Here is a 24,807-nt window from a genome sequence, read left to right on the forward strand (position 1 = left end):
CCGGACTATTCTCCCGGCACACCCTGAGCCCGGGAGCGGCGGATGAACGACGACGAACACGCGAAGCGCGGCATCGACCTCGAGCGGCCGAACGCGGCGCGCGTGTACGACTACATGATCGGCGGCAAGCTGAACTACGCCGTCGACCGGATGTTCGCCGACCAGATCCTCGGGGTGCTGCCGAACGCGCGGCACATGGCGCTGGTCAACCGGGCGTGGCTGCGCCGTGCCGCGCGGTTCGGCGCGGAGCAGGGCATCCGGCAGTTCCTCGACATCGGCTCCGGCATGCCGACGGTCGGGCACGTGCACGAGGTCGTCCAGGCGATCGACCCGTCCGCGCGGGTGGTGTACGTCGACAACGAGCCGATCGCCGTCGCGCACAGCGAGATCGTCCTGGAAGGCAACGACAACGCCACGATGGTCCAGGCGAACGCCGAGCACCCGGACGAGGTGCTGGAGCACCCGACCACCGAGGCGATGCTCGACTTCAGCGAGCCGGTGATGGTGATCATGGCGGCGTTCGTGCACTTCGTCCCCGACTCCCGCGACCCGGCCGGCCTGATCGGCCGCTACCGGGACGTGCTGGCGCCGGGGAGCCACCTCGCGCTGTCGTCCGGGACGTGGGAAGGGCAGGGCGAGGAGACGCAGCGGTCGGTGGCGCTGTACGAGAAGAGCGGGACGCCGCTGGCACTGCGCTCCCCGGACGAGCTCGCCGCGCTGGTGACGGGCTTCGAGATCCTGTCGCCGGGAGTCGTCTTCACGCCGGAGTGGCGGCCGGACGAGCCGCTCGAGGACCCGCCGGCGCGTTCCGGCGGCCTGGCCCTGGTCGCGCGCAAGGCGTAACGCGGCGGCGTTCGTCGCAGCCGGGACCGGCCCGCCACAACCGCACGACGGACGACACGAGTCACCTCGCGGGCAGGCCGGCGTCTCCGGCTATTCTCGCGTCACACCTGACTCCGGGGAGCCGCGATGAGCGAAGACGAGTACGCCAGACGGGGCATCGACCTCGACAAGCCCAACGCCGCACGCGTGTACGACTACATCCTCGGCGGGCAGCTCAACTACGCCGTCGACCGGATGTTCGCCGAGCAGGTGCTGGCCGCGCAGCCGAACGCGCGGGACCGGGCGCGGCTCAACCGGCAGTGGCTGCGCCGGGCCATCCGGTTCGGGATGGCGCAGGGCATCCGGCAGTTCCTCGACATCGGCTCGGGCATGCCGACCGTGGGGCACGTGCACGAGGTGGCGCAGGCCGTCGACCCCACGGCGCGGGTCGTCTACGTCGACAACGAACCGGTCGCCGTGGCGCACAGCGAGATCGTGCTGGACGAGAACGAGAACGCGGCCATGGTGCACGCCGACGCCGAGTTCCCCGACGACGTCCTCGAACACGACACCACCGAGATGATGCTGGACCTGGACCAGCCGGTGATGGTCGTGATGGCGCTGTTCGTGCACTTCATCCCGGACGAGCGCAACCCGGCCCGGCTCATCGCCGCCTACCGCGACGCGCTCGCGCCCGGCAGCTACCTCGCGCTGTCGTCCGCGACCTTCGAGCAGCAGAGCGACGGCACGGCTCGCGCCGTCGCGATGTACCAGAAGAGCGCGAACCCCGTCACGCCGCGCTCGGCCGACGAGCTGCGCGCGCTGGTCGACGGCTTCGAGATCGTCGACCCGGGCATCGTGTTCATCCCCGAGTGGCGGCCGGACGAGCCCGCGGACGTGCCGGCCAACCCCGCGGACTGCGGCGGGCTCGCGCTGGTGGCGCGCAAGAACTAGGCGGTGACGAGCTCCGGCGCCGTCCGCGTCTTCGGGACGAGCGCCGCGAGCAGCACGCCCGCCAGCGCGGCCAGCGCCGCCACCGCGAACGTGGCGCGGAAGCCGAACAGCGACGGGACCGGCAGGCCGCCGACGGTGATCGTCAGCTGGGCCAGCATCGCCGCCATCACCGCGCTGGAGATCGCCGTGCCGACCGAGCGCATCAGGGAGTTCAGGCCGTTCGCCGACGCCGTCTCGGTGACCGGGACCGAACCCATGATCAGCGCGGGCATCGCCGCGTACGCGATGCCGACGCCGGCACCGATGATCACCGACGCCATGATCAGCTCGAACGCGTTGTCCATCAGCACGATCGCGAACGCGTACCCGGCGGCGATCACCAGCGCGCCGCTCATCAGCGTCGGGCGCGGGCCGAACCGGGCGATGAGCCGCGCCGAAACCGGCGAGAGCAGCATCATCACTAGGCCGTTCGGCGCCAGCGTGAGACCGGACTCGACCATCGTCTGGCCCAGCCCGTAGCCGGTCGACGCCGGGGCCTGCAGCAGTTGCGGGAACGACAACGCCATCGCGTACAGCGCGAAGCCGACCATGATCGACGCCAGGTTCGTGAACAGCACCGGACGGCGGGCCGAAACCCGGAGGTCGACCAGCGGGTCGCGGCGGCGCAGCTGGTAGGCGCCCCAGCCGAGCAGGAGGACGACCGCGACCGCGGCCAGCCCGAGCGTCGGTGCGCTGGTCCAGCCCCACGTGCCGCCCTTGACCACCGGCAGCAGCAGGCAGAGCAGCCCGGCCGCCAGGCCGAACGCGCCGAAGTAGTCGAACGGCGCCGGCGTGCGCAGCGGCGACTCCGGCACCACGGTGAGGATCAGCAGCGCGCAGGCCAGGCCGAGGCCGGCGGCGGTCCAGAACAGCACGTGCCAGTCGGCGTTCTCGGCGACCACGGCCGCGACCGGCAGCCCGATGGCGCCGCCGACGCCGAGCGTCGCGCTCATCAGCGAGATCGCGCCGCCGACGCGTTCGGGCGGGAGTTCGTCGCGCATGATGCTGATGCCGAGCGGGATGACGCCCATCGCGCAGCCCTGCAGCCCGCGGCCGACGATCTGGAAGACGAGCGCGCTCGTCGTCGCGGAGACCACCGAGCCGGCGATGAGCAGCGCGAGGCTGACCAGGATCATCCGCCGCTTGCCGTAGAGGTCGCCGAGCCGGCCGCTGACCGGGGTGATCACGGACGCGGCCAGCAGCGTCACGGTGACCACCCAGGACGCGTCGGCCGGAGAGGCGTGGAGCAGCCGCGGGAAGACCGGGATCAGGGGCACGACCAGCGTCTGCATGAACGACGCGACGAGCCCGCACGAAGCGAGCACCACGACGATCGCCCGGCCGGACGGCGCGGAACGGGACACCACCACACCCCCAGTGTGTACTTAGTACGCGTCATGCAACTTCATGCACTGTACCTACGGGGTGACGGGTTTCCGTACGACTGGCGGTTTCGTCACAGCCAGGTGCGCACGCCTCCGTGTCCGGAACAGGTGCCGGAGCGGTGCTGGCTGTAGCTGTAAGTGCCGTCCTTGCAGATCGCCGTTGCGCCGGACGGGTTGTCACTGGGCCGGTGGACGCAGTTGCCGTCCGAGTTCCGGTAGTAGTCCGCGCCGCATTCGACGGGTGCCGGCGCGGCCGGGACGGTGGTCTTCGGCGTCTTGGTCGGCTTCGGCGCCTGGGTGGTCTTCGGCGCGGCCACCTGGGGAGCCGCCGGAGTCGTCGTGACCGCCGGTGCTTCGGACGTCGCCGGAACCGACGTCGGCGTTTCGGACGTCGGCGTTTCGGACGTCGGCGTTTCGGACGGCGCCGAGTACGTCGGGATCGCGTACGCCGACGTCGTGGGGGCGACCACCCCGAGATTGCCGGCGTCCTTGGGCGGCACCGAACCGACCCCGCACCCGGCGACCAGGACACCCGCGGCCAGCACCGCTCCGAGCTTCATCCGCACGCCGACTCCCTTGACCTGACGAAGTAATGGCGCAGGAGTCGACGGAACGCGCCCGGCTGTTACGCCGGTTCTCCTAGACTTTCCGTATGTCCTGGTTACGGCGGTACGCGACGGAGTTCGCGGTCGTCGTCGCGGTGCTCGCCGGCTCGGTCTTCGCCGTGCTCAACGACGGCGCCAAGCCCGCTCACCACGCCGCGGCCGGGTGGGTGCTCACCGTCCTCTGCTGCGCCGCCCTGTTCCTGCGGCGCCGGTACCCGCTGAGCGTCGCCGCGTTCGCGCTCGTCTGCTGCGCGCTCTACTACCCGCTGACCGACCCCGACGGCCTGGTGCTGCTCGCCTTCGCGTACGCGCTCTACAACGCCGCCGCGGCCGGGCGGATTCGCGGGGCGGCGTTGCTCGTCGTGGCCGCGATGGCCGGTGTCGCGGCCGGGGAGATCAGCTCGCGGACCGGGCGGCACGTCGACAACTTCGCGTTCTTCCTGATGACCGGGTGGTTCGTCGCCCTGGTCGCAGGCGGCGCCGTCGCGCACTACCGCGCCGAAGCGGAGCGCACGAAGGAGGCCGAGGCGCGAGCGCGCGCCACCGACGAACGTCTGCGCATCGCGCGAGAGCTGCACGACATCCTCGGTCACCATCTATCACTGATCAATGTGCAGGCCGGCGCCGCACTGCACCGCCGTGACCCGGAACAGGCCCTAGCGGCGCTCGGGGCGATCAAGGACGCCAGCAAGACCGCACTCCAGGAGTTGCGCGCAACGCTCGGGATGCTCCGCCAGACCGGCGGGCCGAGCCTCCAGCGGGTCGCGGAACTCGCGGAGTCGGCCGCCGCCTCCGGGTTGACCGTGCGCACCGAGGTCGACGGCGTTGCCCGCGAGCTGCCGCCGGCCGTCGAGCACGCCGCGTTCCGGGTGGTGCAGGAGGCGTTAACGAACGTTAGCAAGCACGCCGGTGCGAAGACCGTCGTCGTCCGGCTCGGCTACGGCACCGACGAACTGTCGGTGCAGATCGACGACGACGGCCGCGGCGGTGCGGCGCCTGCGGGCAACGGCATCCGCGGCATGACCGAACGCGCGCAGGCTCTCGGCGGCGAGGTGACCGCCGCTCCGCGCGAAGGCGGCGGTTACCGGGTGCGCGCCCGGCTGCCGGTGCGATGATGGGCCGATGATCCGGGTCCTGCTCGTCGACGACCAGCGGCTCGTCCGCGCCGGATTCCGGTCCATTTTGGATGGTGAGGACGACATCGCCGTCGTGGCCGAGGCCGCGAACGGGCGCGAAGCACTGCAAGCCGCGCACGACCACCACCCGGACGTCGTGCTGATGGACATCCGCATGCCCGTGCTCGACGGCCTCGCCGCCACCCGGCACCTCCTGGAAGACCCGAGCGTGCACACGAAGGTCGTCATCCTCACGACGTTCGACCTCGACGAAGACGTCTACGGCGCACTGCGCGCGGGCGCGAGCGGCTTCCTGGTCAAGGACACCGAACCCGAAGAGCTGATCCACGCCGTCCGGGTGGTGGCCCGCGGCGACGCGCTGCTGGCGCCGTCGATCACCCGGCGGCTGATCGCGGAGTTCGCCGCGCGCGTCACCCGCCCGGCGCCGTCGCCGGCCCTCGACCGGCTCACCGACCGCGAGCGCGAGGTGCTGTCCCTGGTCGCGTCCGGACTGTCGAACGACGAAATCGCCCGCGAGCTGACGCTCAGCCCGGCGACGGCGAAGACGCACGTGAGCCGCATCATGACCAAGACCGGCACGCGGGACCGGGCGCAGCTCGTCGTCCTCGCCTACGAGTCGGGCGCGGTGACGCCGCGCTGGCTGACGCCCTGAGCCGTACTCCCACGGGAGTACGGGAAACGCCTTAGGGGACACCGGCGGGAGCAGGGGAAGTGTCCTCCCGCGCGCGACGCGGAGCAGGGCCGGTTTCGCGAATCCTTGTCCACCATGGACACCATCACTCGCCCCACCGGGGGAAGCCTGGCCCGTGTGGCCGGCTGGGCGCAGCGTCACCGGTGGCTCGCCGTCGCACTGTGGGCGCTGGTCCTCATCGGCGTCACGGTCACGTCCCGCCTCACCGGCGACGCGTTCCACGACGACAACTCACTGCCCGGCACCGAATCCCAGCAGGTCGTCGACCTGCTCAAGACGACTGCGCAGGCCGGCGCGAGCGCGCAGATCGTGCTGAAGGCCGACGACGGGCTCGCCACGCATCGATCACTGATAGAGACCATGCTGGGCGATGTCCGATTGCAGCCGCACGTGCGGTCGGTGACCGAGCCGTTCGAGACGCTGTCGCCCGACGGGCGGATCGGCTACGCCACCGTCACCTTCGACGCGGCGTCGACCGACCTCCCCTACGACGACATCGTCAAGTTCGCTGACGCCGCGAAGCAGGTCGGCCCCGTCGAGGTCGGGCTGGCCGGCGATCCGGTCGAACGGATCTCCGGCGGCGGCGGGCCCGCGGAAGGCGTCGGGCTGCTCGCCGCACTGGTCATCCTCGTGTTCCTGTTCCGCTCGCTGCTCGCGGCCGGGTTGCCGGTGCTCACCGCGGTGTTCGCCGTCGGCAGCACGCTCGGGGTGATCACCGTCGTCTCGCACTTCGTCGACATCGCCGGCTACACGTCGCCGCTGATGATGCTGGTCGGGTTCGGCGTCGGCGTGGATTACGCGTTGCTCATCTTCTCGCGCTACCGCACGGAGATCCTCGCCGGGCACGACCGCGACACCGCCACCCGGCGCGCGCTCGACACCGCCGGCCGCTCGGTGCTGTTCGCCGGGACGACGGTGATCATCGCGCTGCTCGGCCTCCTCGCACTCGGGCTCGGCGGGCTGCGCGGAGTTGCGCTGTCGGTCGCGCTCACCGTCCTGATGACGATGCTCGCGTCGGTGACGCTCCTGCCCGCGCTGCTGTCGCTGTTCGGCAAGCGGCTCGAGCGCGGCATCCGCCGGCACGCCGCGAAACGCGACCACGGCAAGGTCTGGCGGCGGCTCGCGGACGGCGTCCAGCGACGTCCCGCAGCGCCGCTGGCGATCGGCCTGCTCCTCCTCATCGGACTGTCGATCCCGGCCGCGGGAATGCGCCTCGGGTTCGCCGACGCGAGCACCGACCCCGCCGGCTCGACCACGCGGAAGGCTTACGACCTGCTGGCCGAGGGTTTCGGACCGGGTTTCACCGGCCCTCTAGCAGTGATCAGTGTGGACGGCGATCCCGTCGCGGTGCAGCAGACGCTCGCGTCGACGCCGGGTATCGCCCGCGCACTGCCCCCGATGGGTCGGACCGTCCTCGCGTTCCCGACGACGTCACCACAGGACGAAGGGACCGCCGAGCTCGTAACGCGCCTGAGGGCCGATGTCCTCCCGAAACTGCCGGGTCACTACCTCGTCGGAGGCTCGGTCGCGGCCGCGACCGACTTCGCCGGCGCCGTCGCCGATCGGCTGCCGCTGTTCGTGCTGGTCGTCGTCGGGCTGTCCGCGCTGCTGCTGATGGTCGTGTTCCGGTCGATCCTCGTCCCGCTCAAGGCCGCCCTGCTCAACCTGCTGAGCATCGGCGCCTCGCTCGGTGTGATGACGCTGGTGTTCGGCGACGGCTGGTTCGGCGCGCAGCCCGGCCCGATCGAGGCATTCGTGCCGGTGATGATCTTCGCGATCGTCTTCGGGCTGTCGATGGACTACGAGGTGTTCCTCGTGTCGCGGATGCACGAGGAATGGCGGCGCACGGGCGACGCGCGGCTGGCGGTCCGCGAAGGGCTCGCCGCGACCGGCGGCGTCATCACCGCGGCCGGCGCGATCATGGTGCTGGTGTTCGGCGCGTTCTTGCTCGACCCGTCGCGGATGCTGGCGCAGTTCGGGCTGGGCCTGGCGGTCGCGGTGCTGCTGGACGCGCTGGTGATCCGCTGCCTGGTCGTCCCGGCGGTGATGCGGCTGCTCGGCGCGCGGGCGTGGTGGCTGCCGCGGTGGCTGGACCGCCGGCTGCCGCACCTCGCGCTGGAGCCGTGACGCGGGGATGGCCACCACAGCGTGGCGGCCATCCCCTCCCCCTCGGCGCGCGCCGGCCGACGTGGATCCCCGGCGCCGAGTGAAGCTACCGATCACGGGGGAACGCGGAAGGGTGCGCGGCGAGGTCGGCGACCTGGGGGTTTCGTGGCCGCCGGCGGCAGATTTGCCGGTCAGCTCCCCCAGGCCGCCGGTGCTTCGGACAGGCGGAACGCCAGCGTGCCGCCGGTCCGCAGGAAGGACGCGTCGAGCTTCCAGTCCCGCTGCGGCCGTCCGGACCGCCGGACGTCGGCGACGTACTTCCCGCTGCCGGACGTCGTGATCCGGATCGGCGCGCCACCCACCGGCCGGAGCACGGCGCTGGGGAACAGCGGGCTCGAAAGCAGCAGTTCCGCCGTACCCGGCGCCCGCGGGTAGAGGCCGAGCGCGGCGAAGACGTACCAGGCGGACATCGTGCCGAGGTCGTCGTTACCGGGCAGTCCCGACGGGCCGGTCGTGTAGACGGTGTTCACCAGCTGCCGGACGGTCTCCTGCGTCTTCGCCGGCTGCCCGAGCTCGTTGTACAGCCACGGAGCGTGGATGTCGGGCTCGTTCGTCGGGTCGTACTTGAGCGGGCCGCCGCCCTTGAGCTGCCAGTTCCCGCTCGCGTCGTGGAAGAAGCCGTCGAGGCGGGTGACCGCGGCGGCCTTGCCGCCCATGGCGTCGGCGAGCCCGGACACGTCCTGCGGGACCATCCAGGTGTAGGCCGCCGCGCTTCCCTGCGCGAAGCCGCGGTCGCTCGCGGGGTCGAACGGGGTCACCCAGCCGCCGTCGACGTTGCGTGCCTGCGCGTACCCGGTGGCGGTATTGAAGACGTTCCGCCAGTACGCGCCCCGCGCGTGCAGTTCCGCAGCTTCGCGCGTGCGGCCCAGCAGCTCCGCGAAATGTCCGATTGCCGAGTCGGCGACGGCGTCTTCGAGCGTCTCGGCGGCGCCGCCCCAGCAGTGGCAGACGTCGTTGGGTGCGTAGTGCGACGTCAGGTACTGCGCGAGATTCGGCCGCTGGCCGACGCACTGGCCGGGGCAGCCGCCGTCCTGCAGGCCCTCCGGCCGGGGCACGGTCGCCTGCCGGTACAGCGAGTCGAACGCGCCGCGGTAGTCGAAGTTGCGCACGCCCATGGCGTAGATCGTCGCGACTGTCGCTGCGGAAGGGTCGCCGGTCATCACGTGCGTTGCGCCGTTGACGTGCACCCAGCGGTCCCAGACGCCGTCGTTCTGGCGGGCGTAATTGTACAGCGACTGTACGAAGTTCCCGGCCACGCGCGGTTCCAGCAACGCCAGCAGCTGCACCTGCGCGCGGTACTGGTCCCAGCCGGAGAAGTTCGAGTACTGCGCGTCCTGCCCGCGCTCGACGCGGTGGGGTTGCCGGTCCATGCCCGGGTACTGGCCGTCGACGTCGCTGACGACATTGGGCTGCTGGAAGCTGTGGTACAGCGCGGTGGTGAAGACGATCCGCTGGTTCGCCGTGCCCCCGCCGACGTCCACGCGGCTCAGCTCGGCGTTCCAGGCCTTCTTCGTCCTCGCGGCGATGCTCTCCACCGTGGACCTGTCCGATTGCTCGGTCCGCAGGTTGCGTTCCGCGCCTTCGAGGGAGACGTACGAGATCGCGATCCGCATGGTGACGTCGCTGCCGGGCGCGAAGGTGACGTAGCCGCCCGAGCCGCGTCCGGCGCGGTCCTTGCCGGTCGCGTAGCCTTCGCCGCCGGTCTGGTCCAGGCCGCCGGGCTGGAGGGTTGCGTCCTTCCACGTCCCGGTGCCGGCGAAGGGCTGGTCGAACCGCGCGGTGAAGTACAGCCGGTAGTAGGACTTGCGGTTGTTGACGCCGCCGTTCGCGCGGCGGCCGCAGAACGCGCCGGTGAGCACGGACCCGGTCACCGCGCGGTTCGCCGGGTCGAGGTGGGTCGCGGCGTCTTCGCTGCCGTTGAGCGAGTTCGACGTGCGGAAGAGCAGGGACGCGGATTTGCCCTGCGGGTAGTGCAGGGCGACGACCGCGGAGCGTTCGCTCGCGGCCGCGTCCGTCGTGACGCCGTTCTGCAGGCCGAGACGGTATCGTCCCGGCGTTGCGGCTTCGTCGGCGTGGCTGAAGTTGCTCGCGTAGACGGCGTCGGTGGTATCGGCGGTCGGCGAGGAGGTGACGTCGCCGGCGAAGGGCAGGATCGGCACGTCGCCGGCGGCGCCCGGGTTGCAGCCGGCGCCGTTGACGTGGGTGAGGCTGAAACCGCGGATGCGGGTGGTGTCGTACTGGTAGCCGTTGGCGGCACCGGTCGAGGTCTGGTCGCCGCGGGTGCTGGTCGGGCTCCAGGCGAGCATCCCGAACGGCGCGGTCGCACCGGGATAGGTGTTGCCGTCGCCCGCCGAGCCGATGAGCGGGTCGACGAAGTCGGCGGGGCTGAGGTCGGCGGCCGTTGACATCGTTGTCAACGTCGACGCGAGGAGGGCGGCGGCGAGTACCACCGTGACAGGACGGCGCATGGGCGGAGGTTAACGCGCGTTCAGTGGCTTTCGGGCGAACGCAAACGGACAACCTGCCGGACACTTCGGCCCGCGGCGAACGCTCCGGCGCCTACGTTCGCGGTCATGGAGATCAAGCCCCGCATCCTGTACTTCGGCACGCCGGTGGTGCTGCTCAGCACCGAGAACGACGACGGCAGCGCGAACCTCGCCCCGATGTCGTCGGCGTGGGCGCTCGGCTGGACGGTGGTGCTCGGGATCGCCGCCGACGGGCAGACCGCGCACAACCTGCGCGCGCGTCCGGACGTCGTCGTCAACCTGCCCGCTCCGGAGCAGTGGGAGGCCGTCGAGCGGCTCGCGCCGCTGACCGGTCGCACTCCGGTCCCGGAGACCAAGCCGATGTTCCGCCACGAGCCGGCGAAGTTCGAGGCTGCGGGGTTGACGCCGGTACCGTCGCGGCTCGTGCGCCCGCCGCGGGTGGCGGAGTGTCCGCTGCAGCTGGAGGCTCGAACAGTGATAGGGCAATCGGACACCGGCCGGGAGTTTCTGATCGTCGAAGCCGAGGTGCTCGCGGTGCACGCGGAGCCGAGCCTGGTGGTGCCGGGCACCGAGCACGTCGACCCGAAGGCGTGGAGTCCGCTGATCTACAACTTCCGGCACTACTTCGGGCTCGGCGCCGAACTCGGGCACACCTTCCGGTCCGAGACACGCTGAAGGGGCCCTCCCCGGCCGGGAGAGCCCCTTCAGTGACTGCACTTATTCGTAGATCTCGCCCTTGGCGGCCTTGTCCACCAGCGACTGCGGCGGCTCGAAGTGGTCGCCGTAGCGGGCGGCCAGCTCACGGGCCCGGTCGACGAAGCCCTGCAGGCCACCCTCGTACTGGTTGATGTACTGGATGACACCGCCCGTCCACGCCGGGAAGCCGATGCCGAAGATCGAGCCGATGTTGGCGTCGGCCACCGACGTCAGCACGCCCTCGTCGAAGCACTTGACCGTCTCCAGGGCCTCGGCGAAGAGCATCCGCTCCTTGAGGTCCTCGAACGGCACCTGCGCCGAGCCGGACTTGAACGCGTCGCGCAGACCCGGCCACAAGCCGGTCCGCTTGCCGTCTTCTCCATAGGAGTAGAAGCCCGCGCCCGTCGAGCGGCCCTTGCGGTCGAACTCCTCGACCATCCGGTCGATCACGGTCTCCGACGCGTGCGCCTTCCACGTGCCGCCCGCGGCCTCGATCGCCTCGCGGGTCTCCTTGCGGATCTTGCGCGGCAGGGTCAGCGTCAGCTCGTCCATCAGCTGCAGCGGCGGCGCCGGGTAGCCGGCCTGCGAACCCGCCTGCTCGATCGACGCCGGCTCGACGCCCTCGCCCAGCGCGGCGACGGCCTCGTTGATGAACGTGCCGATCACGCGCGAGGTGAAGAAGCCGCGGCTGTCGTTGACGACGATCGGGGTCTTCTTGATCTGCAGCGTGTAGTCGAAGACCTTCGCCAGCGTCGCCGGCGACGTCTTCTCGCCGCAGATGATCTCGACCAGCGGCATCTTGTCCACCGGCGAGAAGAAGTGGATCCCGATGAAGTCCTCGGTGCGCTGCACGCCCTCGGCGAGGGTGGTGATCGGCAGCGTCGAGGTGTTGGAACCCAGCACCGCGTCGGCGTTGACGACGCTCTCGATCTCGCCGAACACCTTGTGCTTCAGCTCGACGCTCTCGAACACGGCCTCGATGACGAAGTCGACGCCCGCGAAGTCGGCCGGGTCACCGGTCGGCTTGATCTTCGCCAGCAGCGCGTCCGACTTCTCCTGTGTGGTCTTGCCGCGCGAGAGGGCCTTCTGCTCGAGCTTCTCCGCGTAGCCCTTGCCCTTCTCGGCCGCCTCCTGCGAGACGTCCTTGAGGACGACGTCGATGCCGGCCTTCGCCGACACGTACGCGATAGCGGCGCCCATCATCCCGGCACCGAGGACGCCGACCTTCTTAGCGGTGTACTTCTCGAAGCCGTCGGGACGCGAACCGCCGGAGTTGATGGTCTGCAGGTCGAAGAAGAACGCCTTCGTCATGTTCTTCGAGACCTGGCCGGTCGCGAGGTGGATGAAGTAACGCGTCTCGATCTGGATCGCGGTGTCGAAGTCGACCTGCGCGCCCTCGATCGCGGCGGCCAGGATCGCCCGCGGCGCCGGCATGTTCGCGCCCTTGATCTGCTTGCGCAGGTTCGCCGGGAACGCCGGCAGGTTGGCCGCGAAGCTCGGGTTCGACGGGGTGCCGCCCGGGATCTTGTAGCCCTTGACGTCCCACGGCTGCACGCCGCCCTCGGGGTTCGCCTTGATCCACGCCTTCGCGGCGGGGACGAGCTCCTCGACCGTGCCGACGAGCTCGTGCACCAGGCCGAGCTCCAGCGCCTTGGCCGGACGGTGCCGCTGGCCCTGCAGCAGGACGTTCAGCAGCGCGCTCTGGATGCCGAGCAGGCGCACGGTGCGCACGACGCCACCGCCGCCGGGCAGCAGGCCCAGCGTCACCTCGGGCAGGCCGATCTGGCTGCCCTTGACGTCGGCGGCGATGCGGTGGTGCGTCGCCAGCGCGATCTCCAGGCCACCGCCGAGCGCGGCGCCGTTGATCGCCGCGACGACCGGCTTGCCGAGCTGCTCGATGCGGCGCATCTGGCCCTTCATCGCGCCGCTGCCCTCGGTCAGCTCGACCGCGTTCTCGGGCTTCGCCTGGATGAGGTCGTTCAGGTCGCCGCCGGCGAAGAACGTCTTCTTCGCGGACGTGATCACCACGCCGGTGATGGAGTCCTTCTCGGCCTCCAGGCGGTCCACCGTGACGCCGAGCGACTCGCGGAAGGCGGCGTTCATCGTGTTCGCCGACTGGTTCGGGTCGTCCAGGGTCAGGGTGACGATGCCGTCGGAGTCCTGCTCCCAGCGGATGGTCTTGCTCTCGGCCATTGTGGTCCTCACACCCGCTCGATGATGGTCGCGACGCCCATGCCGCCGCCGATGCACAGGGTCACCAGGGCGCGGCGCGCCTGGCGGCGTTCCAGCTCGTCGACCACGGTGCCGACCAGCATCGCGCCGGTGGCGCCGAGCGGGTGGCCCATGGCGATCGCGCCGCCGTTGACGTTGACCTTGTCCTCGTCGAGGTGCAGGTCCTTGATCCACTTGAGCACGACGGACGCGAACGCCTCGTTGAGCTCCCACAGGTCGATGTCCTCGGGCTTGAGGCCCGCGGCCTTCAGGACCTTCTCGGTGGCCGGCGTGGGGCCGGTGAGCATGATCGTCGGCTCGGAGCCGATCGACGCGGTCGCCACGATCCGGGCGCGCGGGGTCAGCCCGAAGGTCTTGCCGACCTGCTCGGAGCCGACGAGGACCAGCGCGGCGCCGTCGACGATGCCGGAGGAGTTGCCGCCGGTGTGGACGTGGTTGATGCGCTCGACCGAGTGGTACTTCTGCAGCGCGACGGCGTCGAAGCCGCCCAGCTCGCCGATGCCGGCGAAGGCGGGCTTGAGCTTGCCGAGGCCCTCGACGGTCGAGCCGGGACGGCGGTGCTCGTCGTGGTCCAGGACGGTGACGCCGTTGATGTCCTTGACCGGGACGACGGACTTGGCGAAGTAGCCGCCGGACCAGGCCGCCTCGGCGCGGTCCTGCGAGCGGACGGCCCAGCGGTCGACGTCCTCGCGGGAGAAGCCTTCGATGGTCGCGATCAGGTCGGCGCCGGTGCCCTGCGGGACGATGTAGTTGTCGTACGCGGTGGCCGGGTCCATGAACAGCGCGCCGCCGTCGGAGCCCATCGGCACGCGCGACATCGACTCGACGCCGCCGGCGATGATCAGGTTGTCCCAGCCGGAGCGGACCTTCTGCGCGGCGGTGTTGGTGGCCTCGAGACCGGAGGCGCAGAAGCGGTTGAGCTGCACGCCCGCGACGGTTTCGGGCAGGCCGGCGTTCAGCGCGGCGGTGCGCGCGATGACCGCGCCCTGCTCGCCGACCGGGGAGACGACGCCCAGGACGATGTCGTCGATCGCCTTCGGGTCGAGGTTCGGGTGGCGGACCTTCAGTTCGTTGATTAGACCGACCACCAGGTCGACCGGCTTGGTGCCGTGCAGGGCACCGCCCTTGTTCTTGCCGCGAGGCGTGCGGATCGCCTCGTAGATGTAGGCCTCGCTACTCACTGACTACTCCTCGCGAGCGTTTCGGACGTCGTTGTGCCTAGCCGTGTCACGGCCGACTATACCGGCCAGTAGGGCTAATGCCCATTAACATATCGCCGGATAACCCCATGGTGTCAATGGGTTGCAGGTGTGCCATGAGCCGCTATCGTTCACTCACCATGACCGACGTCGAACGCAGCTCGCGCCCCCGCGACCGCAAGGCCCAGCTGGCCGCGGTGGCGGCGGAGCTGTTCCGCGCGCGGGGCTTCCCCGGCGTCGGCATCAAGGACATCGCGGACGCGGCCGGCGTGACCGGGCCGGCGTTGTACCGCCACTTCGCGGACAAGCAGGCGATCCTGGCGTACGTCGTCCTGAGTGGTTTCGAGGACCTGGAGGCGGCGACGGCGGAGGCGCTGTCGGACTCGGCTCCACCCGACGGACAGCTGAAAGACCTGCTCGGACGGCTCGCGACGCAGGCGGTCGAGCGTCGCGAGATCGCGGCGCTCTGGCGCTGGGAGGGACGTCACCTCCCGAAGGGAGACCAGCGCGAGATCGCGCGCCGGTCGACGCTGGCGCTGACAGCGTGGTCGAAGGTGCTGCTCGTGCAGCGCCCGGAGCTGCCGGCCGAGGACGCGGAGCTGCTCTGCTGGGCGGCTCTATCAGTGTTCGGGAGCGTGTCGGTGCACCACACGTCGGTGGCGCGCCGCCGGTTCGCCGCGCTGCTGGTCGAGCTGGCGTGGGCTGTGCTGAACGCCACACTCCCGGCGCCGTCCTCCGAGCCGCCGTCCCCGGTGCTGAGCCTGGGCACGCCGTCGCGCCGCGAGCAGGTCCTGGCGGAGGCAACGGCACTGTTCGCCCAGCGCGGCTTCCACGACGTCAGCATGGAGGACATCGGAGCGGCCGCGGGCATCGCGGGCCCGAGCGTCTACCGCCACTTCCCGAGCAAGGCGGCACTGATGGTGGCCATCGGCCACCGCGCGGCGGACCGCCTGGCGCTGGCGGCCGAGCAGGCCCTCCGCGCACCGGACGAGCACACGGCGTTGCGCCGGCTGGCTGCGTCGTACGTGCACACGATCCTGCACACGCCGGAGCTGCTGGTGTCGTTCTCGGCGGACCGGGTGACGATGCCGGACCGCGACAAGGCAGACCTGCTGCGGGTGCAACGCGGCTACGTGGGCCAGTGGGTGACGTTGCTTTCGGCAGTGCGCCCGGAGCTGCCCGCGCGCGAAGCGAAAATTACAGTCCATGCAGCGTTAACGATCGCTAACGACCTGGCCCGCACCCGCCGCGTGGCCTCCCGCGCGAACTTCGAGGCCGAGCTGACGACGTTGCTCCACACCGCGCTCGGCGTCGGCTGATCGGCGCACGGCCTCCGTCCCTGTCGCAACCGCTCGGAATGCGGGACAATGAAACCGGGCCGACGGGGTCCGTTCTCCCTGCGAGAGGGGAAATCGTGACGCAGCAACCGCGCTCGGGCGGAGAAGCGGGAATCGATTCGGAGCTTCTCGACCTCGGCGGCGTGTCGCTCGCGCGGCTGCGCACCCTCGACGGCAGCGAATTGCGCAAGGCGTTACGGCATGCGGTCGAAAGGGTCACCTACATCCCGGTGACGGCAAGCGAGGGCCAGGGCGCGAAACGGGTCGATTGAGAGGCGGTACTTCCGGTGCCCAACGGCCAAAACGCCCTCGGACTCGGCACGCACCATCTCCCGTGGCCGGACTTCGACTCGCTCGCCCGGTCCGAGGGCGACCCGGGTCCGGTCCGCGGACTCCGGGCGGCGGAACGCAGCCGCCGGCTCCTGCTGCTGCGCTCGCTGATCGACCAGACGACCAAATCGGCCGATCTGTTCACCCCGCTGCCCTCGCCCGAAACGGCCTGGGAATTGCTCGCCAGGGTCGAACGCGTTGCGCCCGCGGAGATCGAGCTGATTCTCGCGCACCCCTACACCGGCAGCTGGGCCGGCTACACGACCCGGTTGTGCCGCCAGGACGTCACCGGGGTCTGCCCGTTCTGGGTGCATATCGGGCATGTCCACGCCCTCGCGGCCGCCGCGGCGATCCGCGCCGGACTCCCGTTCGAGACGGAAGTCCCGGTTTGGCAGGGAAAGGTTTCCCTGCCGACGCTGGGAATGGCGACCCTCCGCACCGACGCCCCGTTTTCGGTGGCGCGGGTGAGCTGCCGCAACGGCGAAGCGAAGGTGGAGAACCAGGGTTCGCTCGTGCGGCTTCCCAAGGACCGCACCACCGACGCCCCCGGCTGGTGGGGGGTCCGCGAAGCGGTGATGTGGTCGGGCGAGCGGCGGCTGGCCGTCCGGCTCGACGACCTCGATCCCTACCGAGGACTGTACGAGCCGCTGCCGCCGCGCCGGCTGACGTCGGTGGAGACCGAGGCGTGGCGCACGGCTCTCGGCGATGCCTGGCACCTGCTGGCCACCCTGCTGCCCGGCCTCGCCGACACGCTCCCGGAAGGGCTCGACTCGCTGGTCCCCGATCCGGCCGTCCCGTTCCGGCTGCCCAGTGCGTCGACCGGCGAGGCGTTCGGCAGCGCCATCATCGCCTACGGCGACCACGCCCCGACCCTCGCGGCCGCCCTGGTGCACGAGTTCCAGCACATCCGGCTCGGCGGGCTGCTGCACCTGGCCCGGCTCTACGTGGACGATCCGCGGGAGCGGTTTTACGCGCCGTGGCGAGAAGATCCGCGTCCCATCGGCGGTGTGCTGCACGGGATCTACGCCTTCTTCGGCGTGACGATGTTCTGGCGCGCCCTCGCCGCCGCCGAGCCGGACGACCAGCTCGCCGCGTTCGAATTCGCGCTGTGGCGGGCCCAGACCTGGCGCACGCTCAAGGTGATGCGCGCGGATCCGAGCCTCACCACGGCCGGCCGGCGATTCCTCGACGGCGTCGCGGAACGGCTCGAACCGTGGCAGGACGAACCCGTCGCGCCAGGACCGGCCACGTGGGCCGTCGCGGCAGCAAGGGATCACTACGCGGCCTGGCGAATTCGTCACCTGCGCCCGGATCCGGCGACGGCCGACACGCTCGCAGCTGCGTGGCGGGCAGGCCGGTCGCGCCCCGGCGCCGGGCCGCTGCCGGAACTGCGAGACCCGACCCCCGTCCCGGACGGCCCGTGGCACGACGCCCGCACGGACCTCCTCCGGCTCCGGCTCGGTCCCGGCGGCGAAACCGCGCTGGCGAACCGGGGCCCCGCGGTGCCCGGCGTGACGGAGGGGGATCTCGCTTGGGCAGCGGGACGCGCGGAGGACGCCGTCACCGGCTACCGCAGGCTGCTGTCGCGGGAACCCGACGATCCGTGCGCGCTGGTGGGCCTCGGGCTGGCCCTCGCCGCACGCAGCGCCGGCCCCGCGTCCCGGGCCCTGCTGCACCGCCCGGAACTGGTCCGGGCGGTGCACCGCCTGCTCCGCGACGACACCGGCACGGCTCCACCCGTCGAATCGGTCGCCGGGTGGATCGGCCGCTTCACGAACTGACTACATCGGCATCGGGTCGATGTCGCAGTCGGCCCGGATTCCCTGGGACGCGTTGATCGTGCCGGGGTGGTCTTCGCTCAGCACCAGCCGGTACCGGACCATCACGTCCTCGTAGAGCCGGTCCGCCTCCGCCGTCTCGCCCAGCACGCGCAGGTCGATCGACCGGTTCAGCTGGACTGCCAGCGTGGTCGGGTGGTCGGTGCCCAGCACGCGGCGAGTCCGCTCGAGTAGATCGGCGTCCATGACGGCCGCCTCGTCGATCCGGTCGAGCGCGAACAGGTCGCTCGCGACGTTGATCGCGCACACGATCGTGTGCGGGTGGTCCTCGCCGAGCTGGCTGCGGAACTCCTCGAGCGACCGCTCGTCCAGCACTCGCGCACTCGCCGGATCACCGGACAACCGCAGGCTCACGCCGAGGTCGAGCGCCGCGGACAGGGTGTGGGGGTGTTTCTCGCCCAGGCTTTCGCGGTAGAGGTCGAAAACCTGTTCACCCAGCGAGCGCGCCTTGCCGAACTCCCGAGCGTGCCGCAGGTCGATCGAGTGCCCGAGCGCGCACGCCATCGCGTTCGGATGCCGGTTGCCGTACCGGATCCTGAACCGCCGCAGCGCATCCGCGGACAACGCGCGGGCCGCTTCGTGGTCGCCGTCCTTGCGGGTCGCCACGGCCTGGTAGTACCGGCGGCGCAGGGTGCCGACGCTGTCGCCGCCGTAGAGCTGTTGCGCCCGCTCGGCGATGTTCTCCAGCTCGATCCGCGCCCACGCGTAGTCACCCAGCTCACGCTTGGCGATGACCATCAGCACCTGGGTGCCGATGGTCGTGACGTTGTCGAAGCCGAAGACTTCGACGCGCCGGTTGTAGGTGTCCTCGGCGAGCTCGCTTGCCCGCTGGTACTCGCCGGTGAGCAGCAGCGCGATGACGAAGTCGTGCGCGGCGACGAGGGCGATCGGGTCGTCTTGGCCGAACAGGCCCCGCGCCTTCAGGTACGTCTCTTCGTTGTACCGCCGCGCGTCCGCGAACTGCCCCTTCGCCTTGAGGATGAGCGCGTAGGTCAACTGTGCGTTGAGCGTCTCCTCGCTGTCCTGGCCCTTCGCCTCGAGGTACCGGCTCAGCGTGCGCTGACTCGTCTCCGCCGCCTTGGTGTACTTGCCCAGCGACCACTGGTAGTAGGCCAGCCGCTCCGACGCCTCCAGCTCCTGCAGCGGCGGATCGTCCAGCGGTTCTTCGCCTCGCTCGGCGCGGGCCAGCCGGTCCTTCTCCCACGTTCTGACGGCGAGCTCGGCCAGGTTCAGCGCGCCCTGGTGGTCACCCCAGTGGTGCAGGAACCGGAACAGGTTGATGACCAGCTGCCGCACCCACCCGTCGGTGCACTCGACGAGTTCCGCATCGTTGATGTGCGGCAGCACCTCCTGGTAGCGCGGCCACTGCCGGGGCGAGGACGGGTCGTTCGGGTCCAGGTTCGCCAGCAGCATGTGCGCACCGTGGCGCATCTCGAGCCGGTGCTGGTCGCTCATCCGGTTGCGCAGCACCAGCTGGACCAGCCGGTGCAGCAGGATCGTGTCGCTGCGGTGGTCGATCTTCGCGAGGCCGTAGCGGTTGATGTCGCGGACCGCGCGGGCGAGCCGCATCGGGTCGCGCAGGGCGGCGTCGAGTTCCGGGGAGATCGACACCCCGCGGACGCCGGCGAACAGGCTGCGGGTGATGGGCTCCGGGGCGAAGAACGCGCACACCTGCAGCAGCTGGTGGGCCGCCGGGCTGCGCGAGCTGAGTTCGTCGAACGACACGTTCCACGCCGCGGCGACGGAAACCTCGTAGTCGCGCGGTTTCGAGGTGTCGAGGATTTCGGCGACCTTCTCGTCGAACAGCCGCAGGTACTCCTCGGCCGACATCCCGGTCTCGGCCAGCCAGGCGGCCGCCTGCTCGATCGCCAGCGGCAGGTCGCCGAGCTTTTCGGCGATCCGGTCCGCGTCCTCGTCGGCCAGCTCGGGACCGCGGCGGCCGAGCAGCAGCTTGCTCTCCTCGCGCTCGAACACGGCGACTTCGAGCGGACGCGCGATCCCGGCCCAGTCCGGGTTCCGCGACGTCACGAGGATTTCGCCGGTGCCGCCGACCGGGAAGAACGGCCGGACCACGTCGGGGTCCTCCGCGGAGTCGAACACGAGCAGCCAGCGCCGGTAGGGCGCGCCGATCCGGAGGGCTTCGAGCACGGCGGGCACCGCGGTGATCGCCTCGTCGGCGCCCTCCAGCCGCAGGTGCTGGGCGAGCTCGGTCAGCGACGTGCGGATCGCCGTCGGCTGGGTCGCCTGGATCCACCAGACGACCTCGTAGTCCTGCAGGTGCCGGTAGATGTACTCGACCGCCATCTGCGTCTTCCCGATACCGCCCATGCCGTGCAGCGCGGCGGGCAGCACGGCGGTGGTCCCGACGCCGAGGCGCTGCCCCAGCTGGTCGAGCAGCTCCCGGCGACCGGTGAAGTTCGCGTTGCGCGGCGGGATCGCGCCCCAGACCGGCGGCGCTTCCTCGCCGGGGCGCCGCTCGTGGCGTTCGGTCGCCCGGACCTTGGCCACCACCTCGGCCCGCGACCGCGGGGGCAGCTCGGTCACCGCCACGTCGTCCGCCGGCGGGCCGGCGACGGGCTGGGTTGCATCGGGGTGGTTCCGGAGAACCGCGCTATCGGGCGCCTGGGACATCGTGTCACTCACCGGTTCGTTCTCTGTGATCGTCGTGCTGCTGTCTCTAAGCCTTGATCGGTCGCGACCCGGGCCGACTTGTGCCTCTGCCTCGATCGTGTCGAGTCGGTCGGCCCGGGACAGATACGGCCCGGAAAGGGCCCGCATCACCGCCCGTTCGAGGGCGACGTCCTCGGCGGTGTCGGCCGCCGGGTCCGGGTCGGGCGTGCTGTCGGGTTCGATCAGCGCCTCCCGCAACCGATTCAGGGCGGGGTGGTCACCGCCGAAGCGCTGCAGCGCCGTGTCGACCGCGCGCACGGTCTCCGAACGCCGCGCGCCGCTGAGGAGGACTTCGCGCACCTGCGCCGGGATCCGCCAGCCGGCGTCCTCCCACGAACTGCCGTCCCCGGCCGGTTCGAGCAGGCCGGAGGTGAAGACCTCGGCCAGGTGCGCCGGGCCCGAGTCGCTGACCAGCTTCGTCTGCAACGCGCGGGCGACGCCGACGCTGACCGGGACGGCGGCGAGCAGCGTGGCCAGCCGGTAGGCCGGCGGCGACGCCAAGCTGCGGAACCGTTTCACGCGGTCGCGGGCCGAAGGCGCTTCGGCGGGTTCGTCGGCCACCTCGGCCACGCGCGGCCGGTCGCGGGCCAGCAGCACCTTCGACGTCAGGCCTTCCCCGCCGCCGGTGACCAGGCCCGCCCACCAGCGCAGCCAGCGTGGCCCCAGTTCCAGCACGGGCACCGGCACCGCGCCCGTCTTGAGCTCTTCGGTGCCTTCGGGATCCAGCCAGCCGTCGAGCAGATCCCAGTGGTAGCGGCGGTTCGGGCGGAGCGCGCCGCGGACCGTCACGAGCGCGCGGTGCAGTTCCAGGCCGCCGCGACGCCAGAGCCGCTGCGGCATCAGGTTCACGATCGCGACCGGCATCGCGCGCGCCCACAGCGCGAGCACCGGCGAGACCAGGTCTCGGCGCCAGGCATCGCCGACGCCGTCGGTCAGCACGAGCACCACCCGGCTGCCGGACGGGTCCAGCAGTTCGGCGGGACCGCGGGCCGGGGTGTCCGACGTGCCGCCGCGCAGCACCGGGCCGAGCACCGTCCCGTCCTCGGCGTAGCCGGCCTTCCCGGTGTCCAGCAGGCGGAGCTGGACGGACCGGAAGGCGCCCAGCCGCTCCAGGAGCGTGACGAAGTCGGCGACGGTCGAACGCCAGAGGGCCAGCGACGGCGCGGCGTCGATGACGACGGTCAGGTCGAGCCACCGCCGCCTGCCCTGCGTCGTGATCGGGAACCAGCGCCCGGTCTCGGACGCGTTCTCGGCCGTCCTGGCTTCGTCGAGTTCGACGTCTTCCTCGCGCAGCGATCGCACCTTCTGCTTGAACGGCCGCAAAGCCCGGATCAGCTCCGCCTGCCGCGGCAAAGCGGGCGGGGCCGGCGCGACCTCGGTTTCCTCGGGCCCGAACGGGAACACCACCGCGGGCACCGACGGCGCTCGCGGATCGCCAGACGCGGTCCGGCCGCTCTGCACGGTCACGCCCACCAGTTCGACGCGGTCACCCGGGGCCGACGACGGCCCCGGCGCACCACCGGGTTCGCCGGACACCCCGGGTTCACCCGGATCGGTGACCGAAGGGCCTGCCGTGCCGGGCGGCCGGTACGCACTCGCCGGCGCCGGCTTCGGCGGGCTGCCCCGCATCACCGACGCCAGCAGCAGCGCGTCGGCGAGCTCTCGCCACGTCAGGTCGTGGGCGTCCGGAACGCCTGCCGGTCCGCCCGCCATTTCACGACACCAGGGAGTTCAGCTGGCGCCACAACGCGTCCACGAGCCGCGGCCACGAGTCGCCGTTTTCCGAGTAGGCACCGGAAGTGGCCAGGTAAACCGCGTCGAGCAGCTTGTCCGCGGGCAGGCCGCCGAGCGCCGCGCTGCGGGCGACGAACTCCTCGATCAGCCGGGACCGGTGCTCGTTGCCCGGGTCGACCGCGTGCGCCGCCACCATCGCGGCGAGCTGCTCGGTGTCCGGGTCCTTCGTTTCGAACCGCAGGCACCGGCGCAGGAACGCGGGCGGGAAATCGCGCTCGCCGTTGCTCGTGATGACGACGACCGGGAACGCCGCGCACGCGACCCGGCCGCCCTTGAGCACCGCGGTGCCGTTCGGATCGGCGGTGAACACCTCGACCAGCGGCGAACGCCGGGCGGATCTGGCCAGCTCGGGAATGGTGAATTCGCCGTCTTCGAAGACGTTCAGGAGATCGTGCGGGAGATCCGAATCGGATTTGTCCAGCTCGTCGATCAGGAGCACGCGCGGCAGCCGCCGCGGCAGGAATGCGGTGCCGAGTTCCGCGAGCCGGACGAATTCCCCGATCGGTGGATCGGGGTGCTCGCCGGACGGCGCAGCGGAAACGGCCGATCGGGTGCCGGCGGCCTGCGCGCGGCCGATCGCGTCATAGCCGTACAGACCCGATTTCAACGTGGTCAGCGACGTGATCGGCCACCGGAGTACCCGCCCCAGGCCCAGTTCCCGCGAAATGCGATAGGCCAATGTCGATTTACCGCTTCCCGGGCGCCCGGTGACGAGCAGCGGACGGCGGAGGTACAACGCCGCGTTGACCATCTCGACCTCGTGCGGGTCGACGTGCCGCGCCGAGAGGTGGTGTTCCAGGCCCAGCCTGCGGTCCGCTTCGCCATCGTCCGGCGGGACGAGATCCAGTTCCGGCAACGGGCCGCCGGTGAAGGAGCGCCACGGCGGCGCGGGCGGCAACCGTTCGGCGAGCACGACGTCCTGCAACGGCCGGCCGGTTCCGCGGTAGATCCACCAGTCGGGTGGCCCGTCAGGATGCACGGTTGTCACCGAATCCTCCCTGCTCGGAAGGGTCCGGTACGTCGTCGCCAAGGAACACCAGCCGGCTCGGGTCGTCCCACAACACCACCAGGTCACGGAAAACGTCGATATCGAACGGTACCTGCCGGCCCTGGAAAACCGCCTGACGGGACTCTTGCGTCCGGGCAGGCAAATCCCCCAATCGATCGCCACCGACAAGCCAGGCTACCACCTCACGCAAGACATCCGAACCGGCACTCGGGTGCCAGACAAGGGCCGGAAGGCCCGCCCGGAATGCCGTGAAAAGCTGATCATGCCCGGGAATGGGGCGGACCGGCGGCGACTCGCTGAGCACCATCATGACCCACTGCTGGTCACTCAGGATGGCCCCCAGCCGGAGCTGCTCTTCGGTGTCCTTCTCCCGGCAGAAATACACCCGATCCACCGAAGGATCGGTCATCAGCGCCGACCACCGCACCCGCCATCTCCGGTGCCATTGGCGCGAGTTCATCCGTTCCAGCGATCGGACGACGATCGGATAGGACAGGAAGAGCGGTTGCGGGTCACCGGAACGCCGCTCGGTCGCCCACGTGTGCACGGGAATGTTCAACAGCGAACGCGGCAGGACGAATTCCAGCACGACGTCGGCCGCCCGCCCGGACCAGGCCCGTTCCGCCTGGAGGACGAGATCGTCGACGTGGTCCTCGAGGTCGGGAGTCCGCACGAGGACGCTTTCGCCGCACGGCGGCGGCCACTCGTCCGGCTCGTCCTGGCGCCACGAGCACACGAGGTACCGGTCGGGTTCGATCCCGTCCGGCTGGACGACGATCATCAGGTGCAGTTTCCCGCCCTGGCGCCGGGTTTGCGCGAGCCGGGCGCGGAGATCTGCGAGTGCGGCGTCGAGCCGGTAGCGGCGCGCCTGCCCGTTCGTCCAGTCGCGCAGGGGCCCGCGGCGCGCCTCCGCGCACTCCGCGGCGATCAGTTCGACGAAGATCAACGCCGGCGGCAGCTCGCCCGGCGCGGCGTTGAAGTCCGCAAGGCAGCAGAAGGCCGCCCAGGCGTCCTCGAACTTCGGCGGTGGCGCGGAGTTCCGCGCGGCCTGGCGGGCCGCGGCGACCAGGCCCGACGGCGTGAACCCGGCCAGCCACCGCCGCAGCCGTTCCTGTTCGGCCTCCGGCACCACGTCGTGCACCGGCAGCGCCGAGACCAGCCGGTGCACTTCCGCGTACTCCGGCGTGCCCGGCCGCATCAGTTCGAGCACCGCGGCCAGGATGGCCATTCCGTCGTCGACCCGGCTGCAGATGTTCACGATCTCGATCAGCTGGTCACGCGCGGTCAGCTGATCCGAAATGGCGAACGGCACCTTGAGCGCGGCCCGGAGTTCGCCGAGCATCAGGGAGCGGATGGATCTGTCGTCGGCGAAGCCCGCTTCGACCAGGACGTCCACCAACGCCTTGCGGACCGCTATC

General features: G+C 70.9%; 17 protein-coding genes. 9 read left to right on the forward strand and 8 right to left on the reverse strand.

All coding sequences use genetic code 11. From position 1 onward, the window contains the following. The first annotated feature begins 42 nt into the window (after positions 1-42). Together ABZW17_RS13920 and ABZW17_RS13925 are read left to right on the forward strand one after the other, a co-directional pair. Positions 43-843 (forward strand): SAM-dependent methyltransferase, encoded by an 801-nt coding sequence (locus ABZW17_RS13920; RefSeq protein WP_354813132.1) that lies wholly within the window; start codon positions 43-45, stop codon positions 841-843. A gap of 126 nt (positions 844-969) precedes the next feature. Continuing rightward, positions 970-1,776 (forward strand): SAM-dependent methyltransferase, encoded by an 807-nt coding sequence (locus tag ABZW17_RS13925; protein ID WP_354813134.1) that lies wholly within the window; start codon positions 970-972, stop codon positions 1,774-1,776. Here ABZW17_RS13925 and ABZW17_RS13930 read toward each other — a convergent pair. Both ABZW17_RS13930 and ABZW17_RS13935 read right to left on the reverse strand, forming a co-directional pair. After that, positions 1,773-3,185, reverse strand: a complete 1,413-nt coding sequence (locus ABZW17_RS13930) for an MFS transporter (RefSeq protein WP_354813136.1) — start codon at positions 3,183-3,185, stop codon at positions 1,773-1,775. The genes ABZW17_RS13925 and ABZW17_RS13930 overlap by 4 nt on opposite strands. 86 nt (positions 3,186-3,271) lie before the next feature. After that, complete coding sequence (locus tag ABZW17_RS13935) at positions 3,272-3,760, reverse strand: DUF3761 domain-containing protein (protein ID WP_354813360.1); 489 nt, start codon at positions 3,758-3,760, stop codon at positions 3,272-3,274. Between the two features lie 92 nt (positions 3,761-3,852). On the opposite strand from ABZW17_RS13935, the gene ABZW17_RS13940 reads away from it, so the two are divergent. The 3 genes from ABZW17_RS13940 to ABZW17_RS13950 all read left to right on the forward strand — a co-directional run bounded on the left by ABZW17_RS13940 (position 3,853) and on the right by ABZW17_RS13950 (position 7,759). Continuing rightward, on the forward strand, positions 3,853-4,920 hold the full coding sequence (locus tag ABZW17_RS13940) for a sensor histidine kinase (protein ID WP_354813138.1): 1,068 nt from the start codon (positions 3,853-3,855) through the stop codon (positions 4,918-4,920). A 7-nt stretch (positions 4,921-4,927) separates the two neighbouring features. Then, complete coding sequence (locus tag ABZW17_RS13945) at positions 4,928-5,593, forward strand: response regulator transcription factor (RefSeq protein ID WP_354813140.1); 666 nt, start codon at positions 4,928-4,930, stop codon at positions 5,591-5,593. A 114-nt stretch (positions 5,594-5,707) separates the two neighbouring features. Beyond that, a complete protein-coding gene (locus ABZW17_RS13950) occupies positions 5,708-7,759 on the forward strand; it encodes an MMPL family transporter (RefSeq protein WP_354813142.1) in 2,052 nt (683 codons plus the stop codon). Between the two features lie 170 nt (positions 7,760-7,929). On the opposite strand, the gene ABZW17_RS13955 is transcribed toward ABZW17_RS13950, so the two are convergent. Next, on the reverse strand, positions 7,930-10,266 hold the full coding sequence (locus ABZW17_RS13955; RefSeq protein ID WP_354813144.1) for a GH92 family glycosyl hydrolase: 2,337 nt from the start codon (positions 10,264-10,266) through the stop codon (positions 7,930-7,932). 105 nt (positions 10,267-10,371) lie between these two features. Here ABZW17_RS13955 and ABZW17_RS13960 point away from each other — a divergent pair, with 105 nt between their 5' ends. Beyond that, complete coding sequence (locus ABZW17_RS13960) at positions 10,372-10,959, forward strand: flavin reductase family protein (protein ID WP_354813146.1); 588 nt, start codon at positions 10,372-10,374, stop codon at positions 10,957-10,959. A 42-nt stretch (positions 10,960-11,001) separates the two neighbouring features. On the opposite strand, the gene ABZW17_RS13965 is transcribed toward ABZW17_RS13960, so the two are convergent. Both ABZW17_RS13965 and ABZW17_RS13970 read right to left on the reverse strand, forming a co-directional pair. Then, positions 11,002-13,173, reverse strand: a complete 2,172-nt coding sequence (locus ABZW17_RS13965) for a 3-hydroxyacyl-CoA dehydrogenase NAD-binding domain-containing protein (RefSeq protein ID WP_354813148.1) — start codon at positions 13,171-13,173, stop codon at positions 11,002-11,004. Positions 13,174-13,181: 8 nt separating this feature from the next. Then, the gene (locus tag ABZW17_RS13970; RefSeq protein ID WP_354813150.1) at positions 13,182-14,393 is read right to left on the reverse strand and encodes an acetyl-CoA C-acetyltransferase; all 1,212 of its coding nucleotides are present in this window, start codon (positions 14,391-14,393) and stop codon (positions 13,182-13,184) included. A gap of 158 nt (positions 14,394-14,551) precedes the next feature. Between ABZW17_RS13970 and ABZW17_RS13975 the strand changes: the two genes are divergently transcribed. The 3 genes from ABZW17_RS13975 (at position 14,552) to ABZW17_RS13985 (ending at position 17,859) form a co-directional block, all read left to right on the forward strand. After that, entirely contained in the window at positions 14,552-15,730 is a 1,179-nt protein-coding gene (locus tag ABZW17_RS13975; protein WP_354813152.1) for a TetR/AcrR family transcriptional regulator, read from the forward strand. A gap of 95 nt (positions 15,731-15,825) precedes the next feature. Beyond that, complete coding sequence (locus tag ABZW17_RS13980) at positions 15,826-16,020, forward strand: hypothetical protein (RefSeq protein ID WP_354813154.1); 195 nt, start codon at positions 15,826-15,828, stop codon at positions 16,018-16,020. Between the two features lie 15 nt (positions 16,021-16,035). Then, positions 16,036-17,859 carry an HEXXH motif domain-containing protein gene (locus ABZW17_RS13985; RefSeq protein WP_354813156.1) on the forward strand — a complete coding sequence of 608 codons (1,824 nt, stop codon included), beginning with the start codon at positions 16,036-16,038 and terminating at the stop codon, positions 17,857-17,859. Here ABZW17_RS13985 and fxsT read toward each other — a convergent pair whose 3' ends face one another. From fxsT to ABZW17_RS14000, 3 genes are read right to left on the reverse strand one after another with little or no spacing between them, the layout of a single operon-like run. After that, positions 17,860-22,299 carry an FxSxx-COOH system tetratricopeptide repeat protein gene (gene fxsT / locus ABZW17_RS13990; RefSeq protein WP_354813158.1) on the reverse strand — a complete coding sequence of 1,480 codons (4,440 nt, stop codon included), beginning with the start codon at positions 22,297-22,299 and terminating at the stop codon, positions 17,860-17,862. It lies immediately after the preceding gene. Between the two features lies 1 nt (position 22,300). After that, positions 22,301-23,359 (reverse strand): AAA family ATPase, encoded by a 1,059-nt coding sequence (locus tag ABZW17_RS13995; protein WP_354813361.1) that lies wholly within the window; start codon positions 23,357-23,359, stop codon positions 22,301-22,303. Beyond that, on the reverse strand, positions 23,349-24,785 hold the full coding sequence (locus tag ABZW17_RS14000) for a hypothetical protein (RefSeq protein WP_354813160.1): 1,437 nt from the start codon (positions 24,783-24,785) through the stop codon (positions 23,349-23,351). Before ABZW17_RS14000 ends, ABZW17_RS13995 begins: the two co-directional genes overlap by 11 nt. Between the last annotated feature and the right edge of the window lie 22 nt (positions 24,786-24,807).

The organism is Amycolatopsis sp. NPDC004625, from assembly GCF_040609695.1.
Taxonomy (GTDB): domain Bacteria; phylum Actinomycetota; class Actinomycetes; order Mycobacteriales; family Pseudonocardiaceae; genus Amycolatopsis.

Bases quoted from the DNA above. Each gene is read 5' to 3' on its own strand.
- ABZW17_RS13920 (WP_354813132.1), top strand. From the start codon at position 43: ATGAACGACGACGAACACGCGAAGCGCGGCATCGACCTCGAGCGGCCG.
- ABZW17_RS13925 (WP_354813134.1), top strand. From the start codon at position 970: ATGAGCGAAGACGAGTACGCCAGACGGGGCATCGACCTCGACAAGCCC.
- ABZW17_RS13935 (WP_354813360.1), bottom strand. From the start codon at position 3,760: ATGAAGCTCGGAGCGGTGCTGGCCGCGGGTGTCCTGGTCGCCGGGTGC.
- ABZW17_RS13940 (WP_354813138.1), top strand. From the start codon at position 3,853: ATGTCCTGGTTACGGCGGTACGCGACGGAGTTCGCGGTCGTCGTCGCG.
- ABZW17_RS13945 (WP_354813140.1), top strand. From the start codon at position 4,928: ATGATCCGGGTCCTGCTCGTCGACGACCAGCGGCTCGTCCGCGCCGGA.
- ABZW17_RS13950 (WP_354813142.1), top strand. From the start codon at position 5,708: ATGGACACCATCACTCGCCCCACCGGGGGAAGCCTGGCCCGTGTGGCC.
- ABZW17_RS13955 (WP_354813144.1), bottom strand. From the start codon at position 10,266: ATGCGCCGTCCTGTCACGGTGGTACTCGCCGCCGCCCTCCTCGCGTCG.
- ABZW17_RS13960 (WP_354813146.1), top strand. From the start codon at position 10,372: ATGGAGATCAAGCCCCGCATCCTGTACTTCGGCACGCCGGTGGTGCTG.
- ABZW17_RS13965 (WP_354813148.1), bottom strand. From the start codon at position 13,173: ATGGCCGAGAGCAAGACCATCCGCTGGGAGCAGGACTCCGACGGCATC.
- ABZW17_RS13975 (WP_354813152.1), top strand. From the start codon at position 14,552: ATGACCGACGTCGAACGCAGCTCGCGCCCCCGCGACCGCAAGGCCCAG.
- fxsT (WP_354813158.1), bottom strand. From the start codon at position 22,299: ATGGCGGGCGGACCGGCAGGCGTTCCGGACGCCCACGACCTGACGTGG.